This is a genomic window from Roseibium sp. (genome assembly GCF_965229775.1).
Taxonomy (GTDB): Bacteria; Pseudomonadota; Alphaproteobacteria; order Rhizobiales; family Stappiaceae; genus Roseibium.
In genome coordinates this window covers 3,512,945-3,526,240 of sequence record NZ_OZ245929.1, presented here as the reverse complement: position 1 = coordinate 3,526,240, position 13,296 = coordinate 3,512,945, and the positions used below count along the sequence as shown (strand labels likewise).

Annotated in this window: 13 protein-coding genes; all 13 read right to left on the bottom strand. The window is 61.8% G+C overall.

Translation table 11 applies throughout. The features are described from left to right. Position 1: 1 nt before the first annotated feature. The gene (locus tag ACO07N_RS15920; RefSeq protein ID WP_421981962.1) at positions 2-1,069 is read right to left on the bottom strand and encodes a branched-chain amino acid ABC transporter permease; all 1,068 of its coding nucleotides are present in this window, start codon (positions 1,067-1,069) and stop codon (positions 2-4) included. A 3-nt stretch (positions 1,070-1,072) separates the two neighbouring features. Then, on the bottom strand, positions 1,073-2,086 hold the full coding sequence (locus ACO07N_RS15915; RefSeq protein WP_421981961.1) for a branched-chain amino acid ABC transporter permease: 1,014 nt from the start codon (positions 2,084-2,086) through the stop codon (positions 1,073-1,075). Positions 2,087-2,287: 201 nt separating this feature from the next. After that, a complete protein-coding gene (locus tag ACO07N_RS15910) occupies positions 2,288-3,121 on the bottom strand; it encodes an AraC family transcriptional regulator (RefSeq protein ID WP_319386383.1) in 834 nt (277 codons plus the stop codon). Between the two features lie 321 nt (positions 3,122-3,442). Beyond that, on the bottom strand, positions 3,443-4,873 hold the full coding sequence (locus ACO07N_RS15905) for an aldehyde dehydrogenase family protein (protein ID WP_421981960.1): 1,431 nt from the start codon (positions 4,871-4,873) through the stop codon (positions 3,443-3,445). Continuing rightward, positions 4,873-6,024 carry an iron-containing alcohol dehydrogenase gene (locus ACO07N_RS15900; protein WP_421981959.1) on the bottom strand — a complete coding sequence of 384 codons (1,152 nt, stop codon included), beginning with the start codon at positions 6,022-6,024 and terminating at the stop codon, positions 4,873-4,875. The genes ACO07N_RS15905 and ACO07N_RS15900 overlap by 1 nt, the downstream gene beginning before the upstream one ends. 81 nt (positions 6,025-6,105) lie before the next feature. Further along, complete coding sequence (locus tag ACO07N_RS15895; RefSeq protein ID WP_421981958.1) at positions 6,106-7,362, bottom strand: ABC transporter substrate-binding protein; 1,257 nt, start codon at positions 7,360-7,362, stop codon at positions 6,106-6,108. Between the two features lie 222 nt (positions 7,363-7,584). After that, positions 7,585-7,965 carry an oxalurate catabolism protein HpxZ gene (hpxZ, locus tag ACO07N_RS15890; protein WP_421981957.1) on the bottom strand — a complete coding sequence of 127 codons (381 nt, stop codon included), beginning with the start codon at positions 7,963-7,965 and terminating at the stop codon, positions 7,585-7,587. Positions 7,966-7,968: 3 nt separating this feature from the next. Further along, the gene (locus tag ACO07N_RS15885; protein WP_421981956.1) at positions 7,969-8,736 is read right to left on the bottom strand and encodes a 5-formyltetrahydrofolate cyclo-ligase; all 768 of its coding nucleotides are present in this window, start codon (positions 8,734-8,736) and stop codon (positions 7,969-7,971) included. A 23-nt stretch (positions 8,737-8,759) separates the two neighbouring features. Beyond that, on the bottom strand, positions 8,760-10,160 hold the full coding sequence (locus ACO07N_RS15880) for an AtzE family amidohydrolase (RefSeq protein WP_421981955.1): 1,401 nt from the start codon (positions 10,158-10,160) through the stop codon (positions 8,760-8,762). Further along, positions 10,157-10,342, bottom strand: coding sequence for a DUF4089 domain-containing protein (locus ACO07N_RS15875; RefSeq protein ID WP_421981954.1), 186 nt, complete (start codon positions 10,340-10,342; stop codon positions 10,157-10,159). Before ACO07N_RS15875 ends, ACO07N_RS15880 begins: the two co-directional genes overlap by 4 nt. Beyond that, positions 10,339-11,019 carry a cysteine hydrolase family protein gene (locus tag ACO07N_RS15870; protein WP_421981953.1) on the bottom strand — a complete coding sequence of 227 codons (681 nt, stop codon included), beginning with the start codon at positions 11,017-11,019 and terminating at the stop codon, positions 10,339-10,341. Before ACO07N_RS15870 ends, ACO07N_RS15875 begins: the two co-directional genes overlap by 4 nt. After that, complete coding sequence (locus ACO07N_RS15865; RefSeq protein ID WP_421981952.1) at positions 11,019-12,560, bottom strand: ABC transporter ATP-binding protein; 1,542 nt, start codon at positions 12,558-12,560, stop codon at positions 11,019-11,021. Before ACO07N_RS15865 ends, ACO07N_RS15870 begins: the two co-directional genes overlap by 1 nt. After that, a complete protein-coding gene (locus tag ACO07N_RS15860; protein ID WP_421981951.1) occupies positions 12,557-13,291 on the bottom strand; it encodes a cysteine hydrolase family protein in 735 nt (244 codons plus the stop codon). The genes ACO07N_RS15865 and ACO07N_RS15860 overlap by 4 nt, the downstream gene beginning before the upstream one ends. Between the last annotated feature and the right edge of the window lie 5 nt (positions 13,292-13,296).

Here is a 13,296-nt window from a genome sequence, read left to right as displayed (position 1 = left end):
GTCACAGCCTGTCCTCCCCGCGGTCCAGCAGGGGATCGCGCTTGCGGTAGTCCTGCCAGCGGTCCCAGAGGCCGAGTAGGCCGTCCGGAGAAAAGAAAACGATCGCGAGAAAACCGAGGCCGATGAGCAGCTGAAAGCGTTCGCCGCTCAGCCCGACGGAGAGCAGCACGTCGATGGCGAAAGTCTTGAGGAGCACGTAGATGAACGCGCCGATGAACGGACCGATGGGACGGCTCATGCCGCCGATCACCGCGATCACGAGAATGTCGATCGCCGGACCGATCCCTGCGGTGCCCGGTGAGATCTGCGCCGACTGCCAGGTCAGGAGAATGCCGCCGGTACCGGCGATCAGGGCGGCGAAGGCATAAGCGGCAATCCGGTGAGCATTGACACTGTAGCCAAGTGCGGCCATGCGGCGCGGATTGTCACGCACACCCTGCAAGGCAAGACCGAAGGGCGCGCGGGAGATGTACAGAACCGCAAAATAGGCAACGGCGGCCCAGAACAGGGTCAGGTAGTAGAAGGGAATGCTCTGCCGCCAGTCGACGCCGAAAAGGTTGGGCGGCAGCACCCCGTTGAAACCGGAGAAGCCGTTGAAGACGGCGTAGTTCTGGCGGGTGAAATAGAAGAACGCGGCGGCGACCGCCAGCGTGATCATGATGGTGTAGATGCCCTCGGTGCGCACGGCGAGAGACCCGACGACCGTCCCGAAGAAGATCGCAACGACGAGCGCAAGCGGAATGGCGATGTACCAGGGCCAGCCCAGGCTGATGTCGGTGATGGCACTGTCGCCGAAGATCGCGACCATGTATCCCGCGAGGCCGGCGACCGACATCTGAACGAGGCTCACCATGCCACCGTAGCCGCCCAGGAACATGAGGCTCAGTGAGATCATGCCGAGAATGAACGACCACCCGAACACCTGGTAGAGCGTGAACTCGCTGGCGAAGGCCGGCATGATCAGAAGGGCAATGCAGACGACCCAGTAGCCGGCAGGTATGCGCTCGAACCAGCCGCGCTCACGCACGTCGCGAACCTTGGTTGCGGGATTGCTCTCAGCCAGCGCCATGGATCACGACCTTCCCATCAGGCCCTGCGGGCGGAACGCCAACACCAGCACCATGATCAGGAACGTGAGAACGACGGCATAGGTCGGGAAGTAGACGGACCCGAACTGCTCCGCGAGCCCGATCAGGAGAGCGCCCAGCGCCGCGCCGGTGATGGATCCCATGCCGCCGACGATGACAACCACGAGGGAGGCCAGAAGAAAGCGGATGTCTTCACCCGGGGCGACCGACTGGAATGTGCCGCCGACGACCCCCGCGATACCGGCAAGGCCCGCTCCGAACGCGAACACACCGACGAAGACAAGCTGAATGCGTGCGCCCGTTGCCGAGAGCATGTCGCGGTCATCGACACCGGCGCGGATCATCATGCCGATCTGGGTGCGGTTCAGGATCAGCCACATGGCCACGCCGATCACGACGGACGCCAGGAAAATGACGACCCGGACCACAGGATATTTCAGATAAATCAGTTCTCCCGAGGAGCGTTTCACGCCCGTCACAAACAGGGTTTCCATCGGTCCGCTCAGCCAGCTCGGCGGAGAAATATTGTAGAAATCTCCCCCGAAGCCCCAGAGCATCAGGTCCGCCATGACGATGGAAATCCCGATCGTGACGAGCGTCTGCCTGAGATCCTGTCCCTCCATCCTGCGGAAGATGAAGATCTGCATGAGAATGCCGACGATGGCGACAAGAACGAAGGCAACCGGGAACGCAAGCAGCCAGAAACCGGTGGAACTGGCAACGAAATATCCGATGTAGCCGCCCAGGAGGTAGAGCGACCCGTGCGCCAGATTGACGTTGCGCATCAGGCCGAAGATCAGGGTGAAGCCGCTAGCCACGAGGAAATAAAGGCCGCCGAGCGTGATGCCGTTGAAGACCGCGTTCAGGAAGACCTTCTTGCGCCCGATGACGTCGACAAGCCCCTTCGGCCAGACGGCAAAGATCAGCCAGATGAAAACGGCGACCGCCAGCAGGATGATGACTGTCCAGACCGGATGTCTCGATGCGAAGTCCCTCATCGGAAACGCCCTCCGGCAGCGGTGCATTGACCGAGATGTTTTTGCCGCAACACGCGACGTCCTCCCTAAGCTCTATCGACATTGAGGTCGCTGGCTCAGGAAAAGGCTAAGTTGGAAGCTCCGGAATCGACGTACCCGATAGTCTTCTCTGTTGGCCCATCATCGGCATAATTGATGTCCGGCACCGGCGGACCGCTCCGCTTACGTGACGTGCGCCACGCGGCGGTAGTCACTGGGCGGAATCCCGACATTGGACGAAAAGAAACGGGTGAAGCTGGCCTGCGAGGAAAATCCGAGATCGTAGCTGATTTCGGTCACCGACTTGTCGGTGGTCATCAGGTCGGAAATCGCCTGTTCTGCCCTCAGCGTGTTCAGATAGAGATTTGGTGTAATACCCATCTGCTTCTTGAAAAGCTTGAAGAAATGCGGGCGGGACAGGCCGACTTCGCGCGCCAGCCACTCCACTTCGACTTCCTCGGTGTAGTTTTCCTGCATGAGACGGAGCGAGCGGCGCACACGGTAATCCGTGAACCTGTGGCGGCTGTCGCTGAGAACCGAATTGCGGTCCGCATGGCGCCAGGACTGCTCGAAACACTGCAGCGTGGTCCGGTACAGATAGCCATCGAACAGATGATCGTTGCCGCCGTCCAGCAACAGCGACGTCAGGCGCTTCACCCAGTTGGAGACGTCGGGTGTCATGGAGATGAAGGACCGGCCGAAATTCAGTGCAAATTCAGCAGATTGGCTGTTTTCCAGAAACCAGATCGGCTTGATGTAAAGCACCAGGCACATGCAGGCCTCGACCGGATTCTTGTCTTTCAGGTGAAAGCTGTGCTGCTCCCAGGGACTGACGGCCACGCCGGTATTCCGGTCAGCCGCGACCCATTTTCCGGATACACTGACCTTCGCCTCGGCACCGCCCAGATAGAAAATCAGATGCCCCTCCCTGTGGGCATGCGTGATGATAGGCTTATCCAGCTTGTAAAGAGCCGCGCGCCCGAATTCACCGTGGTGAACGGATATCGCTTCGCTCATAGTCCCCTCCTCCCGAGGATTATCGCGATCGTTTATTTTTTTGTTTCCTGAAGTAAACCTCGCAAAAATACCAGTTTGCAAGACAAACAGCCTTACAAAGAGACTCAGAGTTACGAAATCAGACTGAAATTCATGCTGCGGCGCAGTAATACCAACCTTCATAGATAGAAACTCATTTCATGCGACCGGAGGCCGGGTTCTTTTGCCCCAATGCCGCGTTGCGATTTGCTTGAAGTGCCGGCACTAGCGCGCAAACCGCGCCTTGCCTTGTGGCAAAATAATCCCGGTGAAATGGGTTTCTATCTATGACGGTTGGTATAATCAGGCACGAACATACCCGGTCTTGACCGTCGTAAAAAATTCCGCTGCGTAACGGCCCTGCTCCCGCGGACCGAAGCTCGAGCCTTTCCTGCCGCCGAAGGGAACATGATAGTCAACGCCCGCCGTTGGCAGATTGACCATCACCATGCCGGCCTTCGAATTCTTGCGAAAATGGCTGGAATGCTTGAGGCTGGTCGTGCAGATCCCCGCACACAGGCCGAACTCCGTTTCGTTGGCAACGTGAAGCGCCTCGTCATAATCCTTCACGCGGATGACCGAGGCGACGGGACCGAACACCTCTTCCCTATTGATGCGCATGTCGTTGGTCGTGTCGGTGAAAAGCGCGGGCTGCAGGTAGTATCCGTCCGTCTCCCGGCGCAGGCGCTCGCCTCCGCAGCGCAGGTTGCCGCCCTGGGCGCGGCCGATTTCAATGTATCTCAGGTCGGTCTCAAGCTGGTCCGCGCTGGCGACCGGTCCGATCTCGGTTCCCTCGGCCAGCGCGTTGCCGACTGTCAGCGCCTTGCAGCGATCGGCCAGTTTCTCGATGAAACGACCGCAAATGTCTTCCGTCACGATCAGGCGCGACGAGGCCGTGCATCTTTGCCCCGTTGAGAAGAAGGCGCCGTCCACCGCGACATCCACGGCCTGATCGAGATCGGCATCGTTCAACACGACGAGCGGGTTCTTGCCACCCATCTCGAGCTGGACCTTGCGCAGCCTCTCCAGGCAGGACGCCGCAACCCGGTGCCCGATCGTCTGCGACCCGGTAAAGGTTATCCCGTCGATCAGGTGTGACTCCAGCAGTGCCTGACCAACGACCGATCCCTTCCCCGTCACCAGATTGAAGACCCCGTCCGGCACACCGGCTCTTTTGAGGATATCCGCGAGGACCCAGGCGCAGCCGGGCACCAGTTCGGCAGGTTTGAACACGACCGCGTTGCCGTAACAGAGCGCCGGGGCGATTTTCCAGGCCGGTATCGCGATCGGAAAATTCCACGGCGTGATGATGCCGACGACGCCGAGCGGTTCACGTGTCACCTCGACATCAATGCCGGGGCGCACGGAGGGAAGCAGATCACCGGTCTGCCGCACGCACTCACCGGCAAAGAAACGGAAGATGTTGGCAGCCCGCTCCGCTTCCAGGAGACCTTCGCGGAGCGTCTTGCCTTCCTCGCGCGACAGCAGCGTACCGATTTCCTGTCTTCGCAGCGCCAGTTCATCAGCGGCCCTGTTCAGGATCTCGAACCTCTGCTGCGGCGACGTGGCGGCCCAGCCGGGGGCCGCAGCCGCGGCTGCATCCATTGCCGCCTGGGTTTCGGGAACACCGGCATGCGCGTAAAGATCGATCACGTCGGAGAGATCGGACGGATTCCGGTTCTCCGCGGCGCTTGCTGTCGCCACCCATTCCCCGTTGATCAGCAAAGGTTTCATCAGGCCACCCGGGTTCTGTCCAAATGCACCGATTTCATGATCGAGTAGAGACTTGAACTTGAGAGAGCGCGCGGGCTGCGCACGGCAGCCAGGTCCGATGCCGCCAGATCGGCGGCGGTTCGAAGCTCGTCCTCGCCAATGCCCATTTCATTGAGGCTTTCCGGCAGGGGAAGATCGTGCAGGAACTCGGTCACGCTCCGGGCCGGTCCGCTGTCGCCATTCGGGTCGAAAAGGTTCTGCAAGGTGCTGAACTTCTCGCGCGCGGCCCCGGCGTTGAACTGAAGCACCGAGGGCAGCAGCAGGCGGCTCAGGGCTCCCGGGTCCAGGCGGCGGTCGACGACTGTCTCCAGCGCGCAGCCAATGGCGTGGATGGTTCCAAGCCCCTTCTGCAGGGCGAGCGCACCGTTCAGGCTGGCGGCCATCAGCTCACGGCGGGCCGTGACACTGTCGTTCTCCAGCACCTTGTGCAGGTTGGCGATCACCCGCCCAAGCCCGTCAAGCGCGATCCCGTCGGCAGGCGGATTGTAGCCGGGGGACAGGTAGGCTTCGACGCATCGGCCGAGCGCATCGGCCCCGGCGCTTGCGCTTTCGACCGGCGTTGCGCCCAGCGTCAGCGTCGGGTCGCAAATTGTCACGGTCGGCACCAGTTTCTTGCACATCAGGCGTGTCCGCTCACCGTCCTGAAGAACGACCGGCGCATGGGCACTGACGGCGGAACCAAATCCCTGAATGCCGGGAACGGCATAGAGATCCGGCAGGTTGTTGCCGATCCGTCTGGAGCCGCCGGTTGCGTAGGAGAAGGTCTCAAGCGGTTCGCTGTGCGCGATCGATATGCGCGAGATCTTGGCAAGATCGATCGCGGTGTTGCGTCCGAATGCAATCAGGAGATCACGCTCGGTGCGCTGGTAAATCTCTGCGACGCGGCGGGCGGCGCCCTCGTTCGGAATGTCGGGCACGTCGCTGACGACCTCGACCGATGTGCGCACCGGCAGCCCGGCAAGCAGCCGTTCATACAGTTCGCTGTCCAGATGGGTCTCGTCTGTAACGATCAGGGGCCGCGTCTTGCGATTGACCTCAACTTCCGACCACAGCGCTTCTTCCAAAACGCCATCGGCAAAATGAACTCGCGTAACGTAGGTAATGAGAGTCATTGCCAGAACTCGACACGAAGCTGCGGGATGCGGCGGCCCGGTAGGAAAACCGGGCGGCACAGGCCGCCCGGCGCTTTGCGGTCAGTAAGACGTCTTGCACTCAGGCGTCTCACGGCTTGGGAGGCCGATCTTTGCAAAGACTTCAGGATCGATGCCGAGGGTCTGCGGCACGTTTTCCTTGATCGCGACCAGTTTGGTCACGAGCGTTCCGTCATCCTGTTCGGCGACTTCGGAGACGAAATTCGCCCCGATGGCCTGACGGTTGCCGTCAAGGGTGATCTTGCCGTTGGGGGCATCGAGTTCCAGGCCGGCGAGGCAACCGCGGAACTTCGCGTGTCCATCGGACAGATCACCGCCCACTTCATCGAGGCAGGTCATCGCGGCTGTCGTCGCGTTGTAGTACCCGGTTGCCAGGAGCGAGGGGCTCGGGAACCGCTGGTCCGGCGGGAACGCATCCTGATAGGCCTTCACGTAGGCCTTCCAGTTCGCGTCATCCCAGGTGTCGGCCTGCGGGCCTGCCGACGGCGTTCCGATGAGCGCCTTTTTCGCGTCGCCCTTGGAATTCAGAACGGTACCGTCCACCATGATGGAACCGCCGATCAGGTTGGCGTCGCCACCGGCCTGCTGATACTGGTTCAGGAAGTTGACCGCGTCGCCGCCGCCAAGGCCGAGATAGATCGCATCCACGTCATCGGGAAGCGAAGCGATGATCGAGCCGAAATCCTTCGTTCCGAGCGGAACCCAGAAACGTTCGGTGATCTCGCCGCCTGCCTGGCAGAATTCAAGCGCAAAGCCGAAAACCTGCGTGTAGATGAAGGAATAGTCCTCACCGATCGTCGCGACGCTTTTCCAGCCCTTGTCGTTGAAGACGTAGTCGCCCAGGCCCGCGGACCATTGCGCTCCATCCGTGTTGAAGCGGAAGAAATTGTCCGAAGGCGTCACGTAGGTGGTTTCCTGCGCACCGGAAATCCCGTTCAGGAACGTTACCTGCGGCTGGGTCTTGGAATAGTCCCGGATCGCAATGCCTTCAGAACCGGAGAGTGGTCCGATCACGAGGTCGACCTTGTCCTGCTCGACCAGCTTTCGGGCACCGCGCACCGCGCTGTCCGGCGATGCGTCCGTCGACTGAATGATCAGCTCAATGTCACGTCCGCCTGCCTTGGGGCCCCTGACGGCCATCGCCGTCTTGAGACCTCGAACACCGTCCTCGCCGAGAACCGTGTATGTCCCTTCGAGCGTTGCGAGAACGCCGACCTTGAGGGGACCATCCGCCGCAAAAGCTGCGCCGGTTGAAAGAAATGCAGCCGCGGAGACAGCGGCCAGGAGATGCTTTTTCATCCGTTCCTCCCAACGAATACTCAGCCGCTTGTCATCGCATGCGAGATCGGAACCGGTGAAAATTGCGACCCTCAATTGCGTCTGCGGCAATGCCTTCAGCATGCGTCAGGGATGGGTTTGCAACTATCTCGGAGAGTGCGGGTGATATAACGCACAGTCTGTTTTTGGCCCCCTTTCCGGCGCCTGCGGGCAACGCTCACCCGGTCAAGCCAACCGCGAAGGTCACTCCGCGATCACGCTGACATGGGCTGCGACCACTTTCCAGCCGTCAGCTGTCCTCATCCAGGTCTGCATCTGTCGGCCGACCTTTCCGGGGGCCGTGTCGCGATAGAACAGGGTCGCGGCCGTGGCGAAGTCCGTGCCGTAGGTGGTGATCACCGTCCTCTCCAACCGCCTTTGCAGGTTGCTGTCGCTCCGTGCCGACCTGAAGGCTGCGATCTCGCCATACCCGTAGAGATTCTCGCCGCCGCCGTATCTGATTGTCGTCGGCGCGTCGAGAAACAGACGGTCGAGCGTTGCGACATCGTTGCCGACAAGCGCCGTTTCGTATTCTTCAAAGACCGCTTCGACCTCGGCTTTCACGGACGGAATATTGATTTCCATCGATCATCCCCTCCCCTTGGACTTCAAACGGTCGCGAAGTGTTTCAAGAAACGGGATGTCCCGGAACTGGTCCGGCTGGACGGCATCCCAGGCAACGCCTTCCGGCTGCGGAAACTTCGTGCCGGTTTCGATCAGTTCGGTTTCCGTGGCGATCGCGTCGAGCGCGCTGTCATGGTCCATCATGACAAGCTGATCGTTGCCGACGACCTGCGAGGAATGAACCGTCGTCGTGATCAGGGTATCCGGTTTCAGCTTGTCCAGTTCCCGGAAAATACCGAGTTCGAGATCGGCGAAACCACCGCCCTTGCCGGTCCGTGCACCCGAGCGGCTGACGGCGACACATCCGACGACCACGAAATCAAGCCGTTCCATGTCCTCGAATTCCACCGCCTCGCCGTGTTCGACAAAGCCCTGCGAGGTCGCTGCCAGTTCGAACTGGATGCCCTTTTGTTCAAGCTTTTCGGGATCGAGGCGGACGAAGGGAAAGGGCTTGAGGAGTTCGGGAACAGGGGCATAGACGATCTTGCCTTCGTAAAGCGCACGCAGCCTGACCGGGATCTGCGGTGGATCGGGATTGCACTTCACCACTCTTGCCGCCTGCCAGGCGGGAAGCCGCGCAAGGTTGCGCGCCGCAAGGTCCGCGCCCGCGAAGTTCGGAATGCAGCTGTGGGCCGGACCTATGCTGGTGCCGCTCTTTTCAAGACCTGACCAGACAAGGTCCCTGATACGGTCCTTGTCCCGATTCCGCCCGGACCAGCGTGCGTCATCCATGATCTTCCCCTCAAAGCAAGGTTTCAGGCCGCGACAGGCGCCCTGCAGACGCCGGTGCGTTCAAGTTCGGCGGCAGCGCGCAGCGCAAGGTCTTCGCGCCACGCCGGTGCAATCACCTGGACACCGATGGGCAGCGCCGCGCCTTCAAGCCAGACCGGAACCGCCACCACCGGCAGCCCGATGAAGGACACGGGCTGGGTGAACAGACCGATATTCGGCCGTGCGGGCATCGTGATACCGTCCAGCGTGATGGTCTTTGTTCCCGACGGCAGGGCGGAAAAGGGTGTCGCCGGCGCCAGCAGAATGTCGACGTCCTCGAAAATCCTGCGCATCTTTGCGCGGAACCAGCTGCGAAAACGCTGCGCCTGCTGCACCCAAAGGGCCGGGACCGTGGTCCCTGCCAGAAACCTGTCGCGCGTGTCCGGATCGTAGTCGCCGGGGCGCGCCACGATCCGGTCGAAGTGCAGGTTCGCGCCTTCCGCGCTGGTGATCACATAGGCCGCGGCGCGCGCGCGCGCGGCCTCCGGAATGTCGATTTCATCCGAAACTCCGAGCGCGCGCGCAACGGTGTCCACGGCGGCAAGCGCTTCGGGTTCCGCCTTTTCCCGGAAATAGCCGCCGGCAACCGCGATGCGCAGTCTGTCCGCCCCCTGCCCGATCTGTTCATAAGTCGCAAGCGCCGGTCTTGCCGCCTGCGCCGGGTCGTTCGGATCGGCTCCCTGAAGCACATCGAAGACCAGCGACAGATCGGCAGCCGATCTGGCCATGGGCCCGAGGTGGTCGAGGCTGCCGACAAACGGGTAGGTGCCGTGGCGCGACAGGCGCCCGTAGGTGGGCTTGAGACCGAAGAGGCCGCAGAAGGACGAGGGTACCCGGATCGACCCGTTGGTGTCCGATCCGAGGCTTACCGGCACCATGCCGGAGGCGACGGCGGCCCCGGATCCTGACGACGATCCCCCGCTCATCCGGCTCGGGTCATGGGGGTTCAGGCAGTTTCCGTCGTGGATGTTTTCGCCCGTGAAATCATAGGCATATTCGCCCATGTTCAGCCCGCCCATCAGGACGGCGCCCTGCCGGCGCATGTGTTGCACGAGTGTCGCGTCGGCTGTTGCAGGCGCGTTGCCGCGATTGATCTTCGACCCGGCCCGTGTCACGACGCCCTCAATGTCGAACAGGTTCTTCACGGCAAATGGAACGCCGGCGAGCGGCAATCTCGTGCCGGCTGCGACAGCATCGTCAATCTTTCGCGCATCCGCCAGGGCGGAATCCGTTGTGACATCGGTGAAGGCATTGACCGCCGGATTGCGCTTTTCGATCTGCACCAGCGACGCCTCGACAACATCCTTTGCCGACACGCTGCCGCCGCCGACGGCGCTCGCGATCTCCGCCGCGGTCATCGTGGTGACGTCGGTTCCGCCGCTCATGCCTCGAACACCGGCGCGGCTTCAACCTCCTCATCCAGAGGAAAGGACCGGACAAGCACGGCCGCCTTTTCAATCGCGGAAATATGCGCCTCGACCACCGGCCGCCACTCCTCCTCGATCGTGAGACCCATGAGATTTTCCATGTGCGCAACATGGGCTTTGGCGTCGAACTCTTCGCTCATCTGATATCGTCCTGGGGATTGAGTGCCACGGCAAATGACTTCAGGGGGGCGGTCCAGCCGACGATGCCGCCCTGTGCCCGGATCATGTCGAGCGTCGCCGCCTTGAACTCGGGGAAATAGCTCTCGGTCGCCTCCTCGATCAGGAGGCATTCATAGCCGCGGTCATTGGCCTCGCGCATGGTCGTCTGAACGCAGACTTCCGTTGTGACGCCGGCAAACACGAGGCTCCGGATCTTCAGTTGTTCAAGATCCTCGCCAAGCGATGTCGCGTAGAACGCGCCCTTCCCGGGTTTGTCGATGACGATTTCACCAGGGAGAGGCGCGCATTCGGCGATAATCTCGGCGCCCGGCTCACCCCTTACAAGGATGCGGCCCATCGGCCCGTCATCTCCAATGCGCATCGACGGGCTGCCACGGTCCCTTTTGGCCGGCGGGCAATCGCTGAGGTCGGCGGCGTGGCACTCACGCGTGTGAAAGACCGGCCATCCTTTTTGCCGGAACAGCTGCAGCAGGTCCCGCGTCGGCGCAATTGCCCGTTGCATGTGCGATACGTCGTTGCCGAGCGCCTCACCGAAGCCGCCCGGCTCGATGAAGTCGCGTTGCATGTCGATCACGACCAGCGCTGTGCTGGACGGGTCAAACGTGAACGTGAAGGGTTCGGCATCGACCTTGAGCATCAGTGGTGCCCCGCCATGGCGTGGCCGATCGTCGCCCTGTCCGTTTCCGCCATTGGCGACTGATAGGTGATCTTTCCCTCGGACATCACCGCGACCGTGTCGGCAAGTTCCAGGATTTCGTCCAGATCCTCCGAGACGAGGAGAATCGCGGCCCCGTTGTTGCGCTGATCCATGATCTGCGCCCTGATTTCGGCAACGGACGCGAAATCCAGCCCGAAACAGGGGTTTGCGACGATCAGGATGTCAACGTCACCTGAGAGTTCCCGCGCAAGGATCGCGCGTTGCACGTTTCCGCCGGAGAGGTTTTCGATCGGTTCTTCGGTGGAGGGCGTCTTGACCCGGTAGGCCGCGATCAGCTCCCGGGCCTGACGGCGCATGGGCGGCGGCGACAGCCAGCCCTTGAAGGGAGAAATCGGCGCCTTGTCGAAGGTGCGGAACGCCATGTTTTCCGCAACGCTCATACGGGGCACCGCCACATTCTTGAGCGGCTCTTCGGAGAACCCGAACACCTTGAACGTGTCCATCTGTCCGCGCTCGGGCTCATAGGGCTTCTTGTCGATGAAGATCCGGCCGTCCTTCAAAAGACGCTGGCCGGAGAGCACTTCGATCAGTTCGGACTGTCCGTTGCCGGACACGCCCGCGATGCCGAGAATTTCGCCCTCATGGATCTTCAGGCTGACAGCTTCGATGGCAGGCAGTTCCTCGTCGTCATCGGCGAACAATCCGGCCAGTTCCAGCTTGAGCGCCGGCTGCCGATGAGATGCCCGTTCAGCGCTTTCCCGGATTTCCGTTTCGCCGATCATCATGCGGCTCATGTCGTCGACGGACAGATCCCGGACCCGGCCGCCGCCGACCACGCGCCCGCGTCTCAACACGGTGACATCGTCCGCATAGGCCGTGACTTCGCGGAACTTGTGCGTAATCATCAGAATTGTCAGGTCACCGGCCTCGGTCATCCCCCGCAACAGCCCGAGCACTTCATCGGCCTCGTCCGGCGTCAGCACCGACGTCGGTTCATCGAGGATCAGGAACCGCTGATCCAGATAGAGCTGCTTGAGAATTTCCAGCTTCTGCTTTTCACCGGCCGACAGCCCGGACACCGGGACGTCGAGCGGCACCTTGAACGGCGTCGTCTCCATAAAGGCGCTCAGCGCCCGGCGTTCGGCTTTCCAGTCGATCACGCGCGGAGCGTCCGCACGTGCGATGACGAGGTTTTCAGCCGCTGTCAGAGACGGCACCAGCGTGAAGTGCTGATAGACCATGCCGATGCCGAGCGCGTGCGCGGCACGCGGATTTGGAACGCCGACCTCACTTTCATTGACGAGCATGGTGCCGCTTGTCGGCTGGTAGAACCCCATCATGCATTTGACGAGCGTCGACTTGCCGGCGCCGTTTTCGCCGAGCAGAGCGTGAAAGGACCCGGGTGTCACCCGGATCGAAACATCATCCAGCGCGACCAGATTGCCGAAGGCCTTGGTCATGCCGACGGTTTCCACACCGATTGCACGTGATGTCGAGACCGTATCCGGAGCAATGCTCATGCGCCCGCGGCTCCCCCCGCCTGCCTCAGACCGGCAAGAAAGGTCACGCTGTCCGCCACGGCGCCGAAGACCCCGCCCTGCATGGTCACCATCTTCAGGGCGGCGTCGTGATTTCCCTGATCGGTCGCGCCGCAGCAATCGGACAGGACCAGGCATTCGAAGCCGCGATCATTGGCCTCGCGCATGGTCGTGTGCACGCAGACATCCGTCGTGATGCCGGTCAGGACGAGGTTGTCGATGCCCCTGGTCCGCAGCAGCAATTCCAGATCCGTCGCGCAGAACGACCCCTTGCCGGGCTTGTCGATGACCGGTTCGCCCGGCAGCGGCGCAAGTTCGGGAATGATTTCCCAGCCGGGCTCGCCCCGGACGAGGATCTTGCCGCACGGTCCCGGGTCACCGATACCGGCCCCGATCCGCTGCGAGCGCCAGCGCTTGTTCGCCGGTAGGTCGGCCAGGTCGGGCCGGTGCCCTTCGCGCGTGTGGATGATGTGATAACCGCCCGCGCGCATGGCGGCCAGGACCGTCCTGATCGGGTCTATCGGTGCGCGCGTCAGGCTGATGTCGTAGCCCATGCTGTCGACATAGCCGCCCTTGCCGCAGAAGTCGGTCTGCATGTCGATGATGATCAGCGCCGTGTTCCCCGGCCTGAGATCGCCATTATAGGGCCACGGGTAGGGATCGGCGGCAACGGCTCCTTCGATTTCCTCGGAACGGATGTCGGCAAGGCTCATGTCAC

Bases quoted from the DNA above. Each gene is read 5' to 3' on its own strand.
- ACO07N_RS15920 (WP_421981962.1), bottom strand. From the start codon at position 1,069: ATGGCGCTGGCTGAGAGCAATCCCGCAACCAAGGTTCGCGACGTGCGT.
- ACO07N_RS15915 (WP_421981961.1), bottom strand. From the start codon at position 2,086: ATGAGGGACTTCGCATCGAGACATCCGGTCTGGACAGTCATCATCCTG.
- ACO07N_RS15910 (WP_319386383.1), bottom strand. From the start codon at position 3,121: ATGAGCGAAGCGATATCCGTTCACCACGGTGAATTCGGGCGCGCGGCT.
- ACO07N_RS15905 (WP_421981960.1), bottom strand. From the start codon at position 4,873: ATGAAACCTTTGCTGATCAACGGGGAATGGGTGGCGACAGCAAGCGCC.
- ACO07N_RS15900 (WP_421981959.1), bottom strand. From the start codon at position 6,024: ATGACTCTCATTACCTACGTTACGCGAGTTCATTTTGCCGATGGCGTT.
- ACO07N_RS15895 (WP_421981958.1), bottom strand. From the start codon at position 7,362: ATGAAAAAGCATCTCCTGGCCGCTGTCTCCGCGGCTGCATTTCTTTCA.
- hpxZ (WP_421981957.1), bottom strand. From the start codon at position 7,965: ATGGAAATCAATATTCCGTCCGTGAAAGCCGAGGTCGAAGCGGTCTTT.
- ACO07N_RS15885 (WP_421981956.1), bottom strand. From the start codon at position 8,736: ATGGATGACGCACGCTGGTCCGGGCGGAATCGGGACAAGGACCGTATC.
- ACO07N_RS15880 (WP_421981955.1), bottom strand. From the start codon at position 10,160: ATGAGCGGCGGAACCGACGTCACCACGATGACCGCGGCGGAGATCGCG.
- ACO07N_RS15875 (WP_421981954.1), bottom strand. From the start codon at position 10,342: ATGAGCGAAGAGTTCGACGCCAAAGCCCATGTTGCGCACATGGAAAAT.
- ACO07N_RS15870 (WP_421981953.1), bottom strand. From the start codon at position 11,019: ATGCTCAAGGTCGATGCCGAACCCTTCACGTTCACGTTTGACCCGTCC.
- ACO07N_RS15865 (WP_421981952.1), bottom strand. From the start codon at position 12,560: ATGAGCATTGCTCCGGATACGGTCTCGACATCACGTGCAATCGGTGTG.
- ACO07N_RS15860 (WP_421981951.1), bottom strand. From the start codon at position 13,291: ATGAGCCTTGCCGACATCCGTTCCGAGGAAATCGAAGGAGCCGTTGCC.